Raw genomic sequence first — 20,782 nt, forward strand, 5'->3', positions numbered from 1 at the left:
ATCGACAAGCTCGGTGGACCAGAGTCCTATAATCACTTCGCCGTCGGCTGGGCTCACGCCATGGATACGCCCTACCAGTGGACCAAGCAGGTCGCCTCGCATTGGGGCGGCACGCGCAACGGAACCATCGTGCACTGGCCCAAAGGGATTCAGGGCAGGGGTGAACTCCGAACCCAGTTCTGTCACTGCATCGACGTAGCCCCGACCATCCTTGAAGTGGCTGGACTGCCCCAGCCCCTGTTCGTCAACGGAGTCCAGCAGCATCCGATCGAAGGCGTCAGCATGGCATACGCTTTCAACGATGCCAAGGCAGCCGATCAGCATGAGACGCAGTACTTCGAGATGGCCGGCAACCGGGGGATCTACCACAACGGCTGGACCGCAGTTACGCGCCACAGTACGCCTTGGCTCCTTATGGGCGAGAAAGTCCCGGCGTTTGACGATGACGTCTGGGAGCTCTACGACACCAGTAAAGACTGGACGCAGGCCAACAATCTGGCCGCGCAGATGCCGGAGAAATTGCATGAACTGCAACGCCTCTGGCTGATTGAGGCGGCGCGCTACAACGTGCTGCCTCTCGATGACCGGAAGGTAGAACGGATGAACTCAGATCTCGCAGGGCGTCCGGTTCTCATCAAGGGCAAGTCCCAAATTCTGTTTGGCAATATGGGGCGACTTTCTGAAAATTCGGTGATCAACATCAAGAACAAGTCTCACTCCGTGACCGCTGAGATTGTTGTCCCTTCATCCGGTGCGGTGGAAGGAGTCATCATCGCCCAGGGCGGAAACATCGGCGGATGGAGCCTTTACGCCAAGGGTGGGAAGCTGAAGTACTGTTATAACTTCCTTGGCATCCATTACTTTTATGCGGAATCGAGTGATCCGCTGCCGACAGGCGAGCACCAGGTCCGCATGGAATTCGCCTATGCCGGCGGCGGACTTGGCAAAGGTGGCGTTGCCACCCTGTTCGTCGATGGCAAGCAGGTCGGCCAGGGCCAAGTTGCGATCACGGCGGCCATGGTGTTCTCTGCCGATGATGGATGCGATGTAGGAGTGGACAACGGATCTCCTGTCTCGCCGGACTACGGCGCGCGGGGCAACGAATTCACGGGTCGCGTCAGGGGCGTGCAGCTCGCCATTGCCGAAGATGCCGAAAGCGTCGATCACCTCGTCTCGCCTGAGGAAGCAATGCGCATCGCGATGGCGCGACAATAAATTAATCCGCGTCTGCTGGGCGGTCGCAGTTACGACCGCCCAGTAGACGAAGATCCCATCAACGGTGCCAAAAAGAAATGAAAAACCTGCTCACAGTCACTGCCGTGATTGAAGGTGCAACCGGCCTGCTGATTCTGGCGGCCCCGGACGCGCTGAAGTTCGCATGTTGCGCGAGGTTCAAGAAGAACCAACCAGCCTCAAGAAAAGGCAACCTCAAAACACAAACTGTCTCACCCAAGAGGTTCACCTCAATCGGGTGTCAAGCCGCTCGTTCGGTTATCCCAGCCTAACCCGCTCAAAACAGACGCCAAACGTTTTCCCATTCTTTGCAGGTTATTTCGTCCATTAGCCTAGAGTGAATTTATGGAGGTCATCTCAAGCTCAACAATCACCGAGATAACGCGCCAAAAGTCCAAAAAGACGCCAGACTTAACGGAGTCGCAAACCGGGTCTGTGAAACTGCGAAACTGTGGAGCTACTGGTTTTTAGCCTGAGCGCTCCGATAATACCCCTTAACTCCTTTGCTGAGACATCTCTGCGACTAAGTTCTTTGCCGAGAATAATTTGGCGACACGGGTCTCCTGCAAACTGCTGAGAAAACAGCGCTTCTTTACAGAGTATGGGTGGGGGCACCCCGGACAAAAAAGAGAAGAACCGTGGGCATTATGATTGCAACTAACATCGGCCCATCGGCGTTGGCTAACCGTGAAATCTCGCCCTGGTCCGAGTATCGTATGCGCATGAGGTTTGATCGCAGAATAAGGTTCGACCTGGCTCGCCGATCCACGAGTCCTGTGGGCCTGGTGGTTCTTGCCCTGGCCGCACAGCTCGCGCTCGCCCAGTATCCAACACTGAAGACCCGCCCCAAGGAAGATCGCGATCGCCAATTCCAGGAAAGCCATCGCATCACGCTCAATGTGCAGGTCACCGACAACGCCGGCAAGCCCGTCACCGATCTTGACGCAAGGGATTTCACCCTCTTCGACAACCACCAGCCCCGCAGGCTCGCCGCGTTTCATGCCATTGATGGCGAAGCACTGAACGACGCCACCGAGATCGTCATCGTGCTCGATGCCGTCAACAGCCCCACTGCGGCACTCGAAGCGGAGAAGAACGGCATCTTCAAATACCTCGCCCAGAGCCACTCCGCGCTTCCGTATCCCATGTCGTTTGTACTATGGTCCAACGGCCACTTGAAATCGACCGGGGCAACCACGGATCGCAACACAATAGGCCGCGCCTTTGTAAGCATGACCAAGAACGTCCACTCCAACGCTTGTGGACCCGCCGACGCCTCCGTGGTAAAAGCAGCCGACAACAGCGGTGCCGGAACTCACGCCGACAACGACAAGGGCTCACAATCAGCTGACACCAACTGCCTTCAGGTCCACTTCAAAGACTCGCTTGCTGCCCTCGACGGCATCGCACAACAGCAACTCAGCTTGGGAGGGCGCACGATTCTCATCTGGGTCGGCCCGGGATGGCCGCTTCCTTCTGACGCCGAGTTCGACCAACTGACGCCGAAGGCGCGGAAGAACTACTTCGACGAAATCGTAAACGTGCTTCACGATCTGCACGCCGCGCAAGTCACGCTCGATGCCATTGCTCCACGCGACCCCGTGCGCCAGGAAGAACAGGCAATCGTGATTCCGCATCCGCTCATAGGCATAGCATCGCCAGAGAGTGCACGCCCCGACAGCCTGGCGCTGCCGGTACTGGCGCAGCAGACCGGCGGTCTGTTGATGACCTCAAGCAGCGACGTCACCGCCGACCTGGTCAAATTCCTCGACGATGCCGACTGGTACTATGCACTTTCCTTCGTCCCTCCACCCGCGCAGAACGGCGTGGAATTACGATCGCTCGAAGTAAAGGTGAACAGGCCCGGCCTCAGCGTCCGCACCCTGGTTGGCTACTACACTCAGCCGTAGAAACCCGGAGACGCCTGATTGAGAATCGAGGGGCGCGTCCGTGCCGTACCTGGGCCGGCGAACGCAAATTCAATTCAGCCGGTGCGATCTATTCCAATGAGTCCGGATGCAGCGCGATGTTTTTTTCGCCGGCTGCCTTGCGCTCGTTATAGGCTTTGAGCCAGTCTTCCCAGTGCTTGCCCGCTGCACGATCCTTGCCGCTGAACTCAAGGCGCGCAATATCGGCATAACTCAGCTTCAGCTTGCCTGCGGACTTCGGCGAGAAGTACTGCACGTACGAATCGACGAGAGTCGAGCCAGTTGAACGATTGAAAATATAAGCCTCGACCCGTTCACCGCTCTTCGTCGTGATGGTCACGTCGCCACGGTAGTCGAACGCCTTCTCCAGCGCCTTGCGCAGGTCTTCATCGCTGGCGAGTTCGGGAATCCATCCTTCAAGCTGCTCGTGTTGCGTGCCAGGCACGAGCTCGAGAGACTCAACCTGCTCGATGGTGTACTTCGCAACTTCACCCGTCATGCGTTGGTCTCCTCAAGGCTGCGTGCGCTGCTATCGATCTGCACCAAGGTTGCGGGCCCGTGCGGCGCAGGCTCATTCAATAAGCGCAGCGCGTGCTCGTCCTTGTACGAAGAGAACGTCCCGCGGATCATGCTCCAGATCCCGCTCAGAGACCCGAAGCCGTCGATCACCGCCGAAGGCTCGTAGCCACAGCTAACCATGCAGTTGGCGCACTTCGGATTTCCCGAGGCGACACCATATTCTTCCCATTTCGTCGTTTCCAGTAGCTCCTGGAAGCTCTCCGCGTAACCGTCCTGCAACAAGTAGCAGGGTCGCTGCCAACCAAAGATGTTGAACGCAGGTGAACCCCATGGCGTGCACTCGTATTTGCGGTCCCCCATAAGGAACTCAAGAAACAGCGGCGACATGTTGAACTTCCATGTCTTCTTCCGGTTTGACAGAATCGCGCGGAAGAGCCTGCGCACACGCGCGCGTCCCAGGAACCGCTGCTGGTCAGGAGCCATCTCGTAGCTGTAGCCCGGCGAGAGCACAATGCCTTCGACGCCCATCTGCATCACGTCGTCAAAGAAGCTGCGCACGTTATTCGGGTCGGTGCCGTCGAAGAACGTCGCATTGGTCGTGACGCGGAAGCCACGCTTCACTGCTTCCTTGATGCCTTCGACGGCAATGTCATATCCACCTTCGCGGCAGACACTGAAGTCATGGTGCTCGCGGTCGCCATCCAAGTGCACTGAGAAAGTGAGGTACTTCGACGGCGTGAATTCCGGCAGACGCCGCTTCAATTCAAGCGCGTTAGTGCAAAGGTAAATGTACTTCTTCCGTGCAATCAGCCCATTCACGATCTCCACGATCTGCGGGTGCAGCAGCGGCTCACCGCCCGGAATCGACACCATCGGCGCACCGCACTCTTCCACGGCAGCGAAGCACTCCTCCGGAGTCAACATCCGCTTGAGCACATGCGGTGGATATTGCACCTTGCCACAACCCGCACACGCCAAATTGCAGCGGAACAGCGGCTCAAGCATGAGGACGAGCGGGTAACGCTTATTGCCGTTGAAGCGCTTCTTCAGCACATAGGTGGCAACCGTCCACATCTGTGAAATCGGAACAGCCATTGTTATTTATCCCTCAAGGGCGGTAGCCCCATTCAATCTTTTCTTCGTTCCCAAATACTTTCAGCAAGGCATCTAGACGAATGCCCGCACCGCATCTTCTAACTTAGGAAGCCTGCTCAATCGTCCGCACATAGCTGGTAAGCGCCATGAGCGGGAAATACTGCCGGTACATCGTGTATGCCAGGTAGAAGACTTTGGGAAATCCAGTTCCAGTGATGATGCCTTCTCTTTGTGAGCCTTCACCCATCGACTCATCCCAGCTGCCGTCCTTAAGTTGGCGTTCAAGCAGCCAGCGCACTCCTTTTGCAATCGAGTCCGATCGATCGTCGCCAGCCGCAAGCAGTGCAAGGAGTGCCCATGCAGTCTGCGATGGCGTGCTCGGTCCAACTCCGCGCGTGTTGGGGTCCTCATAGCTGCCGCAGGTCTCGCCCCAGCCGCCATCCGCGTTCTGCACCATGCGGATCCACTCCGCTGCCTGTTGCACTTGCGGCTCGTTGTGATCGAACCCGATCGCATCCAGCCCGCGCAGCACCAGGAACGTGCCGTAGATGTAGTTCACGCCCCAGCGACCAAACCAGCTTCCGTCCGGCTCCTGCTCGCTCAGGATGAACTTGATAGCCCTCTCCACTCGCTTGTCGCTGCGCGTGTAGCCGTAACATGCCAGCATCTCCAGCATGCGTCCCGTAATGTCCACCGTTGGCGGATCCAGCATCGCATTGTGATCCGCGAACGGAATGTACTGGAAGATCATCTTCGTATTGTCTTTGTCGAAGCTGCCCCAGCCGCCGTTACGGCACTGCATGGCAAACTCCCACTCAATCGCACGCTGCTCCACCTGGTGCTGGTAGCGCTCTCGCGGATTGTCGACCTTGCTCAACGCGAGCAGCACCTGTGCCGTGTCGTCGGTGTCGGGATAGAACTCATTGTTGTGCTCGAAGTACCAGCCGCCGGGTTCGGTATTCGGCACCTTCACGGCCCAATCGCCCTTGTGGCGCACTTCCTTCGATAGCAACCAGTCAGCGGCCTTCAACATCCGCGGATCAGTGCGCGACACGTCGGCTTCGCCGAGTGCATAGAGCGCCTGCGCCGTATCCCATACCGGAGAAACACACGGCTGCATGCGGAATGTCGGCTCCGGCATTGCATCATTTGCCGGCTCTTCGATGCCGAGCTTTTCAAACTCGTCGCGCGCGCGAATCACCTGCGGGTCGTCTTCGGAGTAGCCCAGGCAGCGCAGCGCAAGAATCGCATTCAGCATCGCCGGATAAATCGCGCCCAGGCCGTCTGACATTTCCAGCCGCTCCAGCATCCACGTCTCTGCCTTCTTCAGCGCCAGCTTCCGTAGCGGACGAATGTGTACAGCCTCGAACCAGTGCGTAACGCGATCGATCACGATAAAGAAGTTGCGCCATGAAATCAGCTTCTTCGAATCCCAGTGCAGGCGCAGATTTGAGTTTGCCCGGCCACCGACAAACAACTCGTCTATGCTGTGCTCCGGCTGAATCTTTTTGTATGGCTTTTTGGCATAGATAATGGCCAGGGGCACAAGAATCGAGCGCGACCATGCCGAGATTTCGTAGATGTTGAAGTAGAACCAGTTGGGAAAAAGAACGATCTCCGGCGGAATCGCTGGCACCGCATCGTAGTCGTACTGGCCCAGCGCGCAGAGATACATCTTCGTAAACGTGTTGCACTCCGTCACGCCACCATGTGCAAGAATCCACTCGCGACACTTCACCAGACGTGGATCGGTTGCCGGAATGTTCATCAGCTTGGCAGAGAAATAACACTTCACCGAAAGCGAAACATTGCCCGGTCCACCCGGATAGAGACTCCAGCTCCCATCTTCCTTCTGGTAGCGCATCATCTCAGTGAAGGCTCGCTTCAGGCGCTCGGGATCGCCCGACTCAAGCAGAGTATGGAGAAAAATGTAGTCGGCTTCGAGCATCGAATCGGCTTCAAGCTCTCCGCCCCAGTACCCCTCAGGATGCTGCAGTGAAAGCAGGTAATCGCTGGAGCGATGAATGGCCGATTCGACGTCCGCAAGAGCCGCATCCATGCGGCCGAACCTTGGCGCCGCGGATTTTGTAAGACCTTGCTTGATACTCATTGCGATATGCGGCCCTCAATGATCAAAAAATACCCTGATTCCGGGCAGTGAGCAGCAGAATTTCGCGGGCTGCCGGGTTCTCTGCACAATTGATCCACGCTAGTGGCCCGTCATGCATCCAAACTTGCTTTGATTCCCCTGAAGCACCGCGCGTTGGGTCTCCAACTCAGCGCACGGGAACCGACTCCGCGCCACCCGGCCCCCCAATGGCCTGAACGATCTCTGGAGGCAGCCCAAAGCGTACATTCTCCGGCATTACCTCAACTTCTTCGACGCTGGAGTAGCCGTTTTGACGCAAATAATTGACTACATCCTCGACTAGGACCTCCGGAGCCGAAGCCCCTGCGGTAACCGCTACCGTAGACGCCCCCTGAAGCCACTTTGGGTCGATTGCCTGGGAGTTATCAATCAGATACCCGATTGTCCCAAGATTGCGCGAAACCTCGACCAGCCGGTTCGAGTTGGAGCTGTTGGTTGAGCCCACCACCAGGACCAGGTCCGCATTATGAGCCACGTTGCGCACTGCCACCTGGCGGTTCTCTGTCGCGTAGCAGATATCCTGCGAGTGAGGTCCGACGATGTTCGGAAACTTCTCTTTCAGCGCATGAATGATGTCCCGCGCCTCGTCGAGCGAAAGCGTGGTCTGCGTCAGGTAAGCCACGCGGTTCGGGTCGGGAACCTGGAGCGCTGCGACTTCAGCCACATTCGAAACGACTTGAGTTACCTCAGGAGCTTCGCCAAGCGTACCCTCGATCTCATCGTGGTCACGATGCCCGATCAAAACCAGCGAATACCCCTGCTTGGCGAACTTTACCGCCTCAATGTGTACCTTGGTGACCAGCGGGCAAGTGGCGTCGATGACCTTGAGGCCCCGGCCTTTGCTGAGTTCGCGCACCGCCGGCGAAACCCCGTGCGCTGAGTAAATCACCCGGTGACCATCCGGAACGTCGTCAATCTCATGAACGAAGATGGCGCCTTTTTCGGCCAACTCATTCACGACATAGCGGTTGTGAACGATTTCGCGCCGCACATAAATCGGCGCTCCGAAGGTTTCCAAGGCGATTTTGACGATGTCGATAGCACGGACAACGCCGGCGCAAAATCCGCGCGGTTTGAGCAGAAGTACCCGCTTCTGTTCGGAAGGTATCTCGCTATGGGCGCGATTGGGGACAGAATCAAGCGCAGTTGTAGTCACACTACCATTATATCAATTCAGGAGAGATTTACGCGGGCTCGTGCTCCGCCGAACCCGCGCAATCCTCATGCAGTTTGCTGCGCCCGAACATTGACCTTTTGCGCAATCGAAGTCAGCTTCTGATCCGCTGCCTTCTCCTCCTCGAGCGTCTCTTCCAGCAACTTGGCAATCTTCGCCTGCCCCAGAAGTTCCGCATACGTGCGCACCGTGCCGTAGGCTGCCATCTCGTAGTGCTCGACGCGCTGGGCGGCAGCGATCAGGGCAGCATCCCGTACGTCGCCCTCCGCCGTCTCGTGCAAAACAGAAGAGCCTTCATCCAGCACGCCTTTCATGCCTTCGCAAGATTTTCCTTTGGGGCCTGTGCCGAGGATCTTGCATATCTCCAGCAGCCTTTCCACGTGTCCCTCGGTCTCCCGCAGATGGCTCTCGAACGCCTTCTTCAAGTCGTTCGAAGATGCCGCTTTCGCCATCTTCGGAAGAGCTTTGGTGATCTGGTTTTCGGCCGAATACAGATCTTTCAATTCCTCTATAAATAGCTTCTCGATCGAGTCGACGCTCATCGCAATTCTCCCTTGAGTTTGGGTTGGGCCTTGCTCTGCGTTGGGATGCCACCGGGACTTTGGTTGTTGCCCTTCGAATTTATCGCAGTTCTCAACCCGCTTTCTTGCGACGCTGAGACCAGATAGCGTCTCCGTTCCTGTGCACGATGCGGGCGTTGAGAACCTGTCCGGCTGGCGTTCACTGCCCTTGCACCAGGCGAGTAACTGTGACCTGCATTACTACAAAAGTCCGGCCGAATTACCAAATGGTCTGGCAACTTCTTGCTTTCTGCCCTAAGTTCGAAGTCTGCCTTGTTCGACGCAGCGGGAGCAAAAGTGATGATCGAGACAAAAGCACCAATTCCCCACACGGCGCATAACGATACAAACCACTTTCCAACAAAGGAACGATCCATCTACCCGAATCTGAAGCTGCGTGTATACACCACTGGTATGCGGCAGAATCGCCTGGCGAAACTGGTGGGCATTGATGAGGCCTATCTCAGCCGAATTATCAACGGCGTTCGCACACCTGGAAAGCAGATGCAGGAGCAGATTGCCCAGGTACTCGGCTGCGACACAGAGTGGCTCTTCCAGCAGGCCACCATCCAGGTACCGGCTTATACAGGCGGGAACGGCCAGAAGGTCGGAACAATTGAATCTCAAGCCTGAAAACAGCGGCAACTGAATTAGCTTCGGTTCGGTCGGAGCGGCCGACTCCTGGTTTGCCTTTTTCTTTTGGTTTTCCGACCGACGAAGTCTAATCGTATGCGTGCCCATGGTTCTGCGCATGAGGCCGTTCTGCGCCTGTGCGTCTTCGACACGAACTCCCACATGATTGAGTAGGCGCGCGGCGCCCGGCGCCTCCACAGGGATCGTGTGCATGCGTCAATGCGACAGCCCGGCGCTGAGCGCATTCAAAAACATCGCAGATCGGTAACTGCTGCCACGACGTGCTGAAGAGCTCTCCCTTCGAGGAGAAGCGGAAAGCACTGCGCCAGATACCGCGGGCGACGATTCCGCATGCCCAAATCCCGACAAGTCAGGGCGTCAAACAGTCCGCGCGTTTTATCTGTTGGCTGGTAACTTTTGCATGGGGTTACTAGTCACCTCGAACCGCTATGAATACGTCCCTCCGAGCGTTTTCTGGCCTACCACCTTCGGGTTACTCAACTCTTTCAAACGCTAATGGTGCAATACGTTGCGCAGGTAGTACGAAGGTAATCGATACATACCACCTTCGTGACTATCGTCACCTGTACCATCTCCTTTCCAGAGACGATCCTGCTGATAGTCAACCGAGGCAGCTATACATCTACTCCCGTTGCACGAAGCCGGGCATTCCGCACTTGGGCGACTTGAACGCCAGATTCCACTGGCACAGGTGATGCCGATGTACAAGTTCCGCAATATTTCGTTTTTCGCAACAGCAAAGAAGACTACGGCGAACCTTCCGGAAATATCCAATAAACAAGATTCGTGCGAACGATTTTGGAGTGGCGCACTTGCGATGGGAATAGCCGCCATGGCGCTTAGCCTAGCGCTCTCAGGCTGCGGCGCGGACTCCAAGCCCTTTTCGTCGACCGGCACGCCCGCGCTCGTGGTTAGCCCGTCGGCAATTGACTTTGGCGACGTAAACGTAGGTACCCCTGTATTCCAGAATGTGTCCATCACCAACTCGGGCACGTCTCCGATGGAGATCGCAGATTTGAGCACCACGAGCAGTTCATTTACCGTGAGTGTGACCGGGCTGCCCGCAACGCTCACACCCGGCGGCAGCATGAGTGTGCAGGTTCGCTATGATCCCGGATCTGCCACGGACTCGACTGCGGAGCTCAGTGTCAGCGCGACGACTAGCGCAAAAACGAGTGTGTCGGGTGCGGTCAAGTTACACGGCAGAGGCTCTGCCTCATCGTCGTCCTCGCTGTCGGGTCTGAGCTGCGCGAACTCCTCGATGTTTGGAACTGGCACAGATCCCTGCACCTTGACGTTGAGCGCAGCCGCTCCTACCGGCGGTATGACGATCAACCTGTCGAGCAACAGTGGAGCCGTGACCGTGCCGGCAAGGGTCGCCATTTCCTCAGGCTCGAAAAATGCGAGTTTTGGGGCCACCGTCTCAGGCTTCACAGGCGCGCAAACCGTAACGCTGACCGCAACAGCGGGAACCACTTCAAAGACGACGACGATCAATCTGAGCGGATCAGCCTCGCCGGTGGCGCCTTCAATCAGCGCGTTTTCGTGCGGCAACAGTTCATTTACCGGCGCGGGTTCAACGGCCTGCACGGTGTCGCTTAGTTCCGCTGCTCCGTCCGGTGGGATGAGCGTGACCGTGTCGAGCAATGACAGCGCCGTAACGGTACCTGCCACCATCACGTTGGCCTCCGGCGCGTCAACGGCATCGTTCACAGCCAACGCAACATCGGTGAGCACGTCGCAGACGGCGACATTGGCGGCAAGCACAAGTGCTTCGTCGCGAACTTTTGCTATGCAACTGAATGCAGCCACGCCGGCGTTAAACCTGAGCGCTACGTCGCTGTCGTTCGGCAATGTTTCAGTGGGCACCGCGGTGACGAAATCGGTGATCCTGACCTCGAGCGGCACGATGGCCGTCAAGATCAATTCGGACTCGATTACGGGGACGGGGTTCTCGGTTTCGGGAGGTGGCTTCCCTGCCACTCTGAATCCGGGACAGGCCGCAGTGCTGACGGTTCAGTTTGATCCGACCACGGCGAACCCGGTGACCGGACAGTTAACAATTTCGAGCAATGCGCCTGCCCAGGCACTAAGCCTGAGCGGCGCAGGCACGACGGTTGCTCCGACTGTGAACACAATATCCTGCAGCAACACCTCCGTCACAGGATCGCTGGCGGATACGTGTACGGTCAGCCTGTCAGGTTCAGCGCCGACTGGCGGCGTGGGCGTGGCTCTTTCGAGCAGCAACAGCGCCCTCACTCTACCTGTTTCGGTTACGGTTCCGGCCGCTGCAACGAGCGCGACGTTCACAGCAAACGTAGCTTCGGTGAGCAGCACGCAGTCAGTCACACTGACGGCGACTACAGGGAGCACTTCGAAGTCGCTTTCTCTGCAATTGAATGCGGGAGCACCAGCACTGAGCCTGAACGCAACCAGCGTCTCTTTTGGCAACGTGATGGTGAACTCAACAACTACGCAGACGCTGACATTGACCTCGAGCGGCACAGCGGCTGTGACGGTAAACTCCGTGGCAGTGTCGGGCAGCGGCTTCGCGGTTTCGCCCGTGAGCCTGCCGGCTAAGCTGAATCCGGGACAGACGATGTCGGTCACACTGACGTTCGATCCGTCGGTGGTAGGCTCAACCACCGGCCAGCTGACCATCGGCAGCAACTCTTCGTCTAATTCAACAGCGACTGTGGCCCTGAGCGGCACCGGAGATTCACACAAGGTCGATCTGAGCTGGCTCCCGCCTACCGGATCCACCTCTCCGATTTCGGGATATAACGTCTATCGCGCACCCAACGGCTCAAACTCGTTTGCGATGGTGGACTCGATGGACACGCAGACTGCATACATCGACACAAATGTGCAGGGCGGCCAGAGCTACAACTACTATGTGACCAGCGTAAACTCGTCGGGGATGGAGAGTCAGCCGTCCAACATGACGACAATTACCATTCCATAACGATGCGCGCCGCCCGGGTTTCGAGCGGCGCGTCTATTTACAGCCGATCAGATCAAATACCCGGGTTGCGGCTTCGGCAACGTCGCAGCGTCGTCCTGCATAGCAGTCAGCGTTGGCCGCGACACGCGTGAAGAAGTCAACCATCCCGGAAAACTGTGCCATTTCGTGAGGCGTGTTACGCAGCAGGAGCATGACGGCCTCGCCCTGCGAAATCTCGTGAACGTCCCAAAATGCTTCGCCCGGAACATAGTCGAGAGCAAAGATCCAGCCCACAAACGCCGGATGGGTAGCGAAGCCCGCGTTGAGCTCTTCCGGAAGGACGAGCGATTGCTGGGGACGACCGTTGCGGAGTAGAAGCGGACGGGGATACGAATGAATGCGGCCTTCCTTGTCAACGAGGGCGTATTCATCGGAAAAGCAGGCAGCGCCGCGACGGATTAATTCGGCAACGAGCGAAGACTTCCCCGCGTGTGAAGAGCCTGGCAGGAGCAAGGCCTTTCCCTCGATCAGCACTGCGCCCGCGTGCACGGCGCGAAACACCTTCATGCGATCGACAACAGCATCATCGAGCGCTTTGACAGCGGCGAGGGCAGCATCGTGGAGTGTCACAACGGATGCTGCGGGTTTGTTATCGATCAGGACATGAAAACCCTCGCCGCCCCTGTCAACACGCAAGCGTATGTTCGGGGAAGTGGGGACGGATCTCGTGCGAGGCGCAGGCGGGAATATGTATCGTTCCAGTGCGTCACGGATTTCGGAGTCAGCGCATTCCACATGAATTGAGGAATCGAATGCATCGATGCCGAACTCAAAATTGTCCCGCGAAGTCATGGATAAAAGAGTAACTGACCCGGACGCAAAAATGGCGGCCGTCATGGCCGCCATTTTCGTTACGACTACTTGCCCAAACGTGCTCTGCAACCCAGGAAGAGACGGCGTTCGACAGATCTGAGAAAAATGTGGAGAACGGACCACCGACTCTATTCGAACGAGAGTCGACGCAGCCCAGAAAAACAACCTGCATTAGAAATCGAACTTTTGGCGATCCTTGGGAACACTAGCCCGCGGCGTACGATCCGAGCGCTCATCGTTTGACCCGGCTGCCTGAGCATGCGCCTTCTGTTCACCGACCGTGAGAGAAACGACGAGCGGGAGCGCAACCGCGCTCAACCCGGCGAGAACCGCGCGGCGAGTGTGCTTCTGAGTGGAACCCGAAATGCTGACCAGATTCTTCTCCTGGAACTGGAGGATGCAAGCTTCTGCCAGGTCGTCTGTGACATTGGGGTCAAAGGAACGCCGCATCTCTTCGGCAACACCGGCGATCGTGGTGGCGGAGGAGCAAGCATCCCATGCAGCACCGGCGGTCGCGTTCAGAGCGAACACCGTTTCGTTCTTCGAATTGCGGATCACGCGAGAACCATCAGGCATGGAGTTAACGACCAAATCCTTCGTGCTTAGACGCTCAACCAGCATGGAGCCTCCTCTTGTTTTCTGGAGTGCGCGGATATTCCGCGACTTCAAGTGCAGAATACCTGAGATTTACGAAATCCACCTACAACTAAGTCCTGCATTCTCGCCTTCTTAGGTAATCCAGCTGCCATAATTGGTAATCTGCTGCTCATAGTACTTTCCGGGGACATGCTAATACTTTGGATTTGATAAGCGTGAGGAGCGTCGTACCGAATCGTTCTGATTTTGGAACAATGGACAAGGAAATTACATGACGGCGATGGATCGCAATTCGGCTGACCTGCTGCGCACCGTTGTACTGTGGCATGGGGAGCGCCGTGGCCCTACGGTCGCAGAGATTGCTGGGAAAATCACGCGCTGGAAAGATCCGATCATGGGCGCACGGCAGCATGGCGTTTTGCCGATGCTGTATTCCGAGCTTGTGGCAAACAGCGCGGTCGTTCCAGCAGAGGCACTGGAGTTCGCTCGATTCGAGTTCGAACGCAACGCGTTTCATTGCGTGGCCAATGCGGCTGAACTTCTGCAGGTGCTCAACGAATTTGAAAAAGCTGGAATCGCGGCGATGCCTTTCAAGGGCGTAGTGCTGGGAGCATCCGCATACGGCGACATGACGGCCCGAACTGCGGGCGATCTCGACGTGCTCATCTACTATCGCGATCTGCTGCCGGCCACGCGAATCCTGAAAGCTCGCGGATATGAGCTGAAGACGAAGGTTCTTGAAGACGGATCCCCCGAAGCAGAAAACTATTTTGAATATCACTTTGAGCGCGCCGATGATGGCATGGTGTTGGAGCTCCGCTGGAAGCTCGAACTGACGCAGCCGCGCTACCGTCACGAGCTGGGTATGGACTGGGTGTGGCCTCGGCGAAGGACGGTCAAGCTGGCCGGAGCCGACGTAGCGAGCTTCGACGCTGTCTCTGATCTGCTGATGCTTTGTATGCACGGCAGCAAACACGTGTGGTCACGGCTGGTGTGGATTTGCGATGTGGCGAAGAGACTGGAGAGCGAGCCAGCGCTTGATTGGAATTTCGCGCGACAAGAGGCAAAGCGCGTGGGATTGTGGCGCTGCCTCGCATTGGGGGTCCTGCTGGCGCGACGAGTTGCAGGCGCAAAAGTGCCTGCAGATGTGCTGAAGGGCTTTGAGGGGGACCCGTGGGCGCGGAATCTCGCAGAGTTCCTCGAGGAGCACATCCTGAAGGAGCCGGCGAGGATGCCGGCTGGTTGGCTACCCTATAACCTCCAGATCCTTGGGTTCCGGGACAGGGCCAGGGTGGTCTTGTCGCCGGGGATTTTGCGTCCTGGTGCGCGAGATCGCGCAGTCGTAAAGCTACCCAAAGCTCTGGAGCCTTTGTACTACGTAATCCGGCCTTTACGCATTTTGCTCGACCGCACAGCGCGGTAAAAGCTGCCGAATTTACTTTGTAGATAATACCGAACCTGGAAACAATTACATACTTGCTAAAGGCGAAGCGCTACTCTGTCTGTTGAAAAACCAGTCTCGAAATAGCCCAAGTTTAACGATTTATTGACTTACCACTTAAGTAACCTTTAGAGCGGACTTTGGTCAACTTCTTGCACTAGCCTAAAGCAGAACTTACGAATCCTCGCGGCCAAATCAAGCACACAACTGAAACCTGTGCGCTTGGGAATATGGCTGTGTTCTTCATCCTGGGCCCAGAAGGATTGTTGTGCGCACCGATCGCCTGCTGGAATCTTCCGCGATCTGCAAACACAAAACTTCAGCAACAGAAGGATGTATACGCGTGTCGCCGGATGAATCGGCAACACGCGCGCGGGAGAGCACTGTCTTGCACGCGCAGCGCAAGGTTTTTCGGCTGCGGTCAGAAGGGAGGAGTCGACGACCACACTGAACGTCTGAAGTTCACTTTTGCTTCAGGTGATCCATTTACCAAGTTTCCGATCACAGTGTTTGCTTGGCAGTCTTTCATCTTTCATCTTCATCTGCCGGGCAGACACATTGCGCGTGAATCGGGCCTTCAGAAGAGGTGCGTAAGCGCCTGCCGAGGAGAAGTAGATGTACAAGTTTAAGATTCGGCCAGGATTCGGCCGTGAACTTGCAGCACCGCAGCCAAAGCAGCATCAAGTCAGTAACATTAATCACAGTTCTTCAGAATCCGCAGGCTCCTTCCTGCTTTCATTTCTTCCTAAAAAAAGGCGAATTCGCAAGGGCACTTCGGCACTGTTGACGGGATGTATTGTTTCAGTTCTGGCCGGATGCGGAGGCATGTCGTACAACTCAAAACTGACCGGCTCGGGGAGCACGACGACTGAGGCCGCATTGAGCACGATCTCATGTGGAACGCAGTCATTGTCAGGAGCGCAGTCAAAGGATTGCTCGGTTTATCTGACTGCCGCGGCAACGGAGCCCACGAAGATTTCACTGACGAGCAGTAATGCGGCTCTGGGTGTGCCGACTACGGTAATCGTAGCGGCAGGAGCAAAGACCGCGGCATTCAACGCGGTTTCTGAAGCCGTGAGCCAGTCATTAGGCGTGACCATTACGGCGCAGGCGGGCACCGTCACGAAGACGGCTGTAATCACTCTGTACCCTGTCGCGGTACCCACACCCGCCCCGGCGTCCGTGGCCACGTTGAGCAAAATTTCGTGTGGAAGTCAGACTCTGACCGGACCGACAACGAAGGCGTGTTCCGTGTATTTGACCGCGGCGGCCGCCAGTCGAACGGTGGTCACGCTCTCCAGCAACAACGGCGCGCTGCAGGCACCAGCCGCAGTGACTGTGCCCACGGGCGCAACCAGTACGGGCTTCAACGTGTCGGCATCTGCTGTGAGCAACACTGAAACGGCGACGCTGACTGCGACGGCCAATGGTGTGTCTCAGATGGACGTCATCACGCTGTCTTCCGCCGGCACCCCAGCGCCGGCTCCTGTGGCCACATTGAACAAGGTCTCGTGTGGGGCGCAGACTCTGACCGGGCCGGTAACGACGGCGTGTTCGGTGTATCTGAGCGCGGCAGCGACCAGTCAGACGGTGGTGACGCTATCGAGTAGCAGCAGCATGCTGCAGGCGCCGGCTTCGGTGACTGTGCCTGCTGGTGCGACGAGCACGGGCTTCAATTTGACGGCATCGGCCGTGAGCGCTACGCAGACCGCGACGTTGACAGCGACGGCCGGCGGTGTGTCGCAAATGGACGCGATCACGCTGAACCCCGCCACTCCCAATGCACCCGTTACTGTGTCGACTCTGAGCAAGATCTCCTGCGGCTCGCAGACATTGACCGGGCCGGCAACGGACGCGTGTTTGGTGTCTCTGAGCGCGGCAACGGCAAGCCAAACTGTGGTGACGCTCTCGAGCAGCAGCAGCGCGCTGACGGTGCCCGCCTCAGTGACCGTGGCCGCAGGTGCGACAAGCGCGAGTTTCAGCGCCACGGCATCAGCCGTGACTGCCGCAGCCAAGGTGACCCTGACTGCGACAGCAGATAATATGTCGCAGACTGACGTGATTCAACTCCAGACGTCAGCCACGCAGCCTTCAACCCAGCATGAAGTGAAGCTGGAATGGGCTGCACCGCCTGCAACCTCGGATCCGGTGGTTGGATATAACGTGTATCGCCTTGCCTCCGGCGTTTCCAATTACGCGCTATTGTCCTCATCAGTGGAAACGCAGACGAGCTACTCCGATACCACCGTCCAAAGCGGAGTCACGTATGAGTATGTTGTGAGGAGCGTCGACGGTCAGGGAGTGGAGAGCGCCGCTTCGAACTCAACCACGGTCACCGTGCCGTAATTAGAAGTTCGCGACGAATGGGCACTCGGCATTGTAAGAGAACTCTTACGCGCCGAGTGCTTCGCTTATCTGATCGATTATGGCGTCGGCGATGGCAAGGCTGGCTGTCGCAGCGGGGCTGGGCGCGTTGAGTACGTGAAGAGCTTTCGACTGCCGAACGAAGTAAAAGTCCTGCATGAGCTCGCCTGACGGAGAAAGAGCCTGCGCCCGCACACCTGCGCCGCCTTCGATCAGATCATCAGGCTGCAGTTCGGGAACAAGCCTTTGCAGGGATTGGCAGAAGAGCGCCTTGCTGAAGGAGCGGTGAAACTCATGCCAGCACATCGAGGGGTAGCGAAGAAGGAAGCGCCAGAATCCCGGATACAAAAGTGTTTCGAGCGTGTCGCGGAGTCGGATGTCAGTGTGGTGATAACCCTCGCGAGCAAAGGCCAGCACGGCGTTAGGACCGGCCTCGATGCCGCCGTGGATCAGGCGCGTAAAATGAACACCCAGGAATGGGAACTTCGGGTCGGGCACTGGATAGATGAGATTGCGAACAAGGTGCTGCGACTCAGGTCTGAGCTTGTAATACTCGCCGCGAAAAGGCACGATCCGAGTGGCATCGTGATTGCCGGCCATGCTGCTGATGCGATCGCAGTGGAGTCCGCCACAGTTAATGAGAAAATCCGCTTCGAAGTCTCCGCCGGATGTGGAGACCAGCCATGAGCCCGCATTCTGGAGTTTGAGAACTTCAGAGGAGTAGTGAACATCGCCGCCGCGAGCGATAACCTCGTCGGCCATGGCCTGGGTCGCAGCCTTGAAGTCGACGATGCCCTCTTCGGGAACCCGGATGGCAGCAACGCCGGTGGCGTGAGGCTCGTACTCCCGAATTTGCTCCGGACCAAGAAGTTGCAGACCCTGGAGGCCGTTGGCAGTACCGCGTTCGAGAAGGGCTTTGAGCCGGGGGATTTCTTCGGGCTCAGTGGCGACAACGAGTTTGCCGCAGATCTCGTGGGACACGGCGTGGCTTTCGCAGAACTCGACCATGCGGCGAATTCCCTGCACCGCCAGCTTCGCTTTTTCCGAACCGGGCTTATAGTAGAGGCCGCAGTGCAGAACGCCGCTGTTATTTCCAGTCTGGTGCCGGGCTGGTCCGGATTCTTTTTCGAGAAGCAGGAGCCGAGTTGATGGGAACCGCAATAGAAGTTGGTAGGCTGTAGCCAGCCCAACGATTCCCCCGCCAATGATGGCAACTTTCATGTACCTTCCAAAGAATACACGTCAGCGGCATTACGTTCTGAGTTCACTCGACCAACTTCTTGATGAGCGTATTGGTTTGATCTCAATAGAGGAGGGCCGATAGTAGTTGGTGCGAATGAACGACCCTCACGTCCGCCGGCCCGCATTCCCCTCATCTCAGCACATGCGCAAGGAGACGCCTACTCTGACAGCGCGCTATGAACACTCTGAATCACGGAATCCCAGTCGCTCGTATATCGGGGCTTGGTGAGGCTGCCAATAACCCAAGGGTGCCACCGAGCCACATCCTATCGCAGCCGCCTTCCCCAATCCCGTCAGGAATCCACGTGTGTTCTGCGCTGATATCGACTGCTGGAAAATGCGACGGCATTCGAACGTCGCGCATGTAACGCGCCGTTGCCGGATAGGCTTAAGTCGGCCGAAATAGTTCGCAGCGGAGTTTTAAGTTTTTGATCATTAAATCTTCCGCCAAAGGTGTATAACGAGCCGAGATGACTGCCGCTTGATCGTCGAAAAAAGCGGCCGCTGAAGGAGGTTGTCAGTCATGTTTTGTGCGACGCGAGGACAAAGCTTGCCGCGATATGTTGGGATCTTTTCTGTGCTCACGCTGACTCTGAGTTTAGGTTTTGGTTTGGAAAGGACGGATGAGGTGGATCATTTTCTTATTCGCCTGGGGAAGACTGTAAAAATCACGGCTTCTTATAACTATTGTTGGTATCCGACCGTGCACCGGTTCCCCACTGGTGAAATATTGACGACAATGCGCATGAGCCCTGACGACACCAATCCTGAAGGTGAGTTCTCTGCATATTGCCTTTCAAAGGATGGAGGGCAGACATGGGGCCGCCGATATACGATGGGAGCGGGCGCCAACATAGATGCCGCCTACAGCCAGGCGCCGCTCGAAGATGGAATTTGGGTGCTTGGATCTGGTTACTTGTCGCTGGAACCATACCCCTCCAGCCCAAAAGCGGATTTTCATACTACTCTGACCGAATTTTCCCGAGCTGGCATGGATGTCCATCAAGTCAGAGACGCCAGTATCCATCTGTCTGAGCCTCCACAACTCGAGCCCGTGGAGATCCATGCCACGAAGGCAACGGATGCGTCACATCTTGCCAGCGCTCCTACGGCAGTGCCCTTTGGAGCAATTATTTCCGGCCCGCGCGGAGAATGGCTGAGCACCCTTTACTACGTAACCAAACGCGATCGACGTTACAGGCGACTGGTGCTGATTCGCTCCTTCGATCATGGTCATACATGGAATGAGGATGGCATTATTGCCGCGCTACAACCCGATGAAAAGCCGTGGCCTTGGATGGGTAGCGAAGGACCCAACGAGGCCGGGGTGGTTCGACTGTCAGACAGCCGATTGTTCTGCATTTTTCGGACGGGTAACGGTGACTACATGGGGGGAGCTTGGTCATTTGACGATGGCAAAACATGGTCTCTTCCAACATCAACTGGCTTCAAAGGTGTAGCACCCCATTTAAGGTTGATGAGCAACGGGCTGTTGGTCTGCACCTTCGGCCGCCCGGGCGTGACGATTATGTTTAGCTCGAACGAGGGAAAAAGCTGGACGGCCATCACACCGATTGTCAAGGATCAGAGTACCGGTTACAGCGATGTGATTGAGGTGGAGGCGGGTGAGCTGTTCGTGGTGTTTGATTCACTGCCAAACGGTGGAGACCCTGTTCCTGGCGCATCTTATGAACATATCGTCTATGGAACTTTTGTCGAGGTTCAAGAGCGATGAGGGTTCCGGACTATGGGTCCTTATTGGAGTGATTGGGGCTCTTGGTTTGTTTTCTATTTCGACACCGCTCTGACCTTGCCCTCAGAATGCGTATCTCTTAGCTCTGCGGGTTTGAGGAGCTATTCATCCTCGTAGTAGTCGTGGCGTGGGAATGTGGAAATCGGCATTATCGATTTCCAAGGTCTGTGGGAAGGGTGGGAAAACAGCTTCATCGTTTTCCCATGCTTTCCATGGACCGGCATTTCCACGCCTGCTTCGGTCGTGACCACACTCA

General features: G+C 56.8%; 15 protein-coding genes. 7 read left to right on the forward strand and 8 right to left on the reverse strand.

Annotated features, from left to right (window positions below; translation table 11 throughout):
• Nucleotides 1-1,215 (forward strand): sulfatase/phosphatase domain-containing protein (locus tag WA354_RS14245; RefSeq protein ID WP_472813680.1); only part of this gene is annotated, 1,215 nt, incomplete at its 5' end.
• Between the two features lie 665 nt (nt 1,216-1,880).
• A complete protein-coding gene (locus tag WA354_RS14250) occupies nt 1,881-3,143 on the forward strand; it encodes a VWA domain-containing protein (protein WP_472813681.1) in 1,263 nt (420 codons plus the stop codon).
• An 88-nt stretch (nt 3,144-3,231) separates the two neighbouring features.
• On the opposite strand, the gene WA354_RS14255 is transcribed toward WA354_RS14250, so the two are convergent.
• The 5 genes from WA354_RS14255 to WA354_RS14275 all read right to left on the reverse strand — a co-directional run bounded on the left by WA354_RS14255 (nt 3,232) and on the right by WA354_RS14275 (nt 8,640).
• Complete coding sequence (locus WA354_RS14255) at nt 3,232-3,660, reverse strand: hypothetical protein (protein WP_472813682.1); 429 nt, start codon at nt 3,658-3,660, stop codon at nt 3,232-3,234.
• On the reverse strand, nt 3,657-4,775 hold the full coding sequence (gene hpnH, locus WA354_RS14260; protein ID WP_472813683.1) for an adenosyl-hopene transferase HpnH: 1,119 nt from the start codon (nt 4,773-4,775) through the stop codon (nt 3,657-3,659). The genes WA354_RS14255 and hpnH overlap by 4 nt, the downstream gene beginning before the upstream one ends.
• Before the next feature lie 103 nt (nt 4,776-4,878).
• On the reverse strand, nt 4,879-6,885 hold the full coding sequence (gene shc / locus WA354_RS14265; protein WP_472813684.1) for a squalene--hopene cyclase: 2,007 nt from the start codon (nt 6,883-6,885) through the stop codon (nt 4,879-4,881).
• Between the two features lie 166 nt (nt 6,886-7,051).
• The gene (locus tag WA354_RS14270) at nt 7,052-8,080 is read right to left on the reverse strand and encodes a 4-hydroxy-3-methylbut-2-enyl diphosphate reductase (RefSeq protein WP_472813685.1); all 1,029 of its coding nucleotides are present in this window, start codon (nt 8,078-8,080) and stop codon (nt 7,052-7,054) included.
• 65 nt (nt 8,081-8,145) lie between these two features.
• Nucleotides 8,146-8,640, reverse strand: a complete 495-nt coding sequence (locus WA354_RS14275) for a ferritin-like domain-containing protein (protein ID WP_472813686.1) — start codon at nt 8,638-8,640, stop codon at nt 8,146-8,148.
• 318 nt (nt 8,641-8,958) lie between these two features.
• On the opposite strand from WA354_RS14275, the gene WA354_RS14280 reads away from it, so the two are divergent.
• Together WA354_RS14280 and WA354_RS14285 are read left to right on the forward strand one after the other, a co-directional pair.
• Entirely contained in the window at nt 8,959-9,291 is a 333-nt protein-coding gene (locus WA354_RS14280; RefSeq protein WP_472813687.1) for a helix-turn-helix domain-containing protein, read from the forward strand.
• Between the two features lie 853 nt (nt 9,292-10,144).
• A complete protein-coding gene (locus WA354_RS14285) occupies nt 10,145-12,277 on the forward strand; it encodes a choice-of-anchor D domain-containing protein (protein WP_472813688.1) in 2,133 nt (710 codons plus the stop codon).
• Nucleotides 12,278-12,310: 33 nt separating this feature from the next.
• Here the strand turns inward: WA354_RS14285 and WA354_RS14290 are convergent, their stop codons facing one another.
• Together WA354_RS14290 and WA354_RS14295 are read right to left on the reverse strand one after the other, a co-directional pair.
• Nucleotides 12,311-12,952, reverse strand: a complete 642-nt coding sequence (locus WA354_RS14290; protein WP_472813689.1) for a hypothetical protein — start codon at nt 12,950-12,952, stop codon at nt 12,311-12,313.
• A 348-nt stretch (nt 12,953-13,300) separates the two neighbouring features.
• Nucleotides 13,301-13,750 (reverse strand): PqqD family protein, encoded by a 450-nt coding sequence (locus tag WA354_RS14295; RefSeq protein WP_472813690.1) that lies wholly within the window; start codon nt 13,748-13,750, stop codon nt 13,301-13,303.
• 247 nt (nt 13,751-13,997) lie between these two features.
• Here WA354_RS14295 and WA354_RS14300 point away from each other — a divergent pair, with 247 nt between their 5' ends.
• Nucleotides 13,998-15,149 (forward strand): nucleotidyltransferase domain-containing protein, encoded by a 1,152-nt coding sequence (locus tag WA354_RS14300; protein ID WP_472813691.1) that lies wholly within the window; start codon nt 13,998-14,000, stop codon nt 15,147-15,149.
• A gap of 633 nt (nt 15,150-15,782) precedes the next feature.
• Nucleotides 15,783-17,513 carry a fibronectin type III domain-containing protein gene (locus WA354_RS14305; RefSeq protein WP_472813692.1) on the forward strand — a complete coding sequence of 577 codons (1,731 nt, stop codon included), beginning with the start codon at nt 15,783-15,785 and terminating at the stop codon, nt 17,511-17,513.
• A 45-nt stretch (nt 17,514-17,558) separates the two neighbouring features.
• Here WA354_RS14305 and lhgO read toward each other — a convergent pair whose 3' ends face one another.
• Entirely contained in the window at nt 17,559-18,752 is a 1,194-nt protein-coding gene (gene lhgO, locus WA354_RS14310) for an L-2-hydroxyglutarate oxidase (protein WP_472813693.1), read from the reverse strand.
• 598 nt (nt 18,753-19,350) lie between these two features.
• Here lhgO and WA354_RS14315 point away from each other — a divergent pair.
• Complete coding sequence (locus WA354_RS14315) at nt 19,351-20,508, forward strand: sialidase family protein (protein WP_472813694.1); 1,158 nt, start codon at nt 19,351-19,353, stop codon at nt 20,506-20,508.
• Nucleotides 20,509-20,782 lie beyond the last annotated feature (274 nt).

Origin of the sequence: Occallatibacter sp. (assembly GCF_049802275.1) — a bacterium.
Lineage (GTDB): Bacteria > Acidobacteriota > Terriglobia > Terriglobales > Acidobacteriaceae > Telmatobacter.

What these genes read in the sequence shown, in the direction of transcription:
- lhgO (WP_472813693.1), bottom strand. Translation starts at nt 18,752, where the DNA reads ATGAAAGTTGCCATCATTGGCGGGGGAATCGTTGGGCTGGCTACAGCC.
- shc (WP_472813684.1), bottom strand. Translation starts at nt 6,885, where the DNA reads ATGAGTATCAAGCAAGGTCTTACAAAATCCGCGGCGCCAAGGTTCGGC.
- WA354_RS14255 (WP_472813682.1), bottom strand. Translation starts at nt 3,660, where the DNA reads ATGACGGGTGAAGTTGCGAAGTACACCATCGAGCAGGTTGAGTCTCTC.
- WA354_RS14275 (WP_472813686.1), bottom strand. Translation starts at nt 8,640, where the DNA reads ATGAGCGTCGACTCGATCGAGAAGCTATTTATAGAGGAATTGAAAGAT.
- WA354_RS14305 (WP_472813692.1), top strand. Translation starts at nt 15,783, where the DNA reads ATGTACAAGTTTAAGATTCGGCCAGGATTCGGCCGTGAACTTGCAGCA.
- WA354_RS14250 (WP_472813681.1), top strand. Translation starts at nt 1,881, where the DNA reads ATGATTGCAACTAACATCGGCCCATCGGCGTTGGCTAACCGTGAAATC.
- hpnH (WP_472813683.1), bottom strand. Translation starts at nt 4,775, where the DNA reads ATGGCTGTTCCGATTTCACAGATGTGGACGGTTGCCACCTATGTGCTG.
- WA354_RS14300 (WP_472813691.1), top strand. Translation starts at nt 13,998, where the DNA reads ATGACGGCGATGGATCGCAATTCGGCTGACCTGCTGCGCACCGTTGTA.
- WA354_RS14285 (WP_472813688.1), top strand. Translation starts at nt 10,145, where the DNA reads ATGGCGCTTAGCCTAGCGCTCTCAGGCTGCGGCGCGGACTCCAAGCCC.
- WA354_RS14280 (WP_472813687.1), top strand. Translation starts at nt 8,959, where the DNA reads ATGATCGAGACAAAAGCACCAATTCCCCACACGGCGCATAACGATACA.
- WA354_RS14295 (WP_472813690.1), bottom strand. Translation starts at nt 13,750, where the DNA reads ATGCTGGTTGAGCGTCTAAGCACGAAGGATTTGGTCGTTAACTCCATG.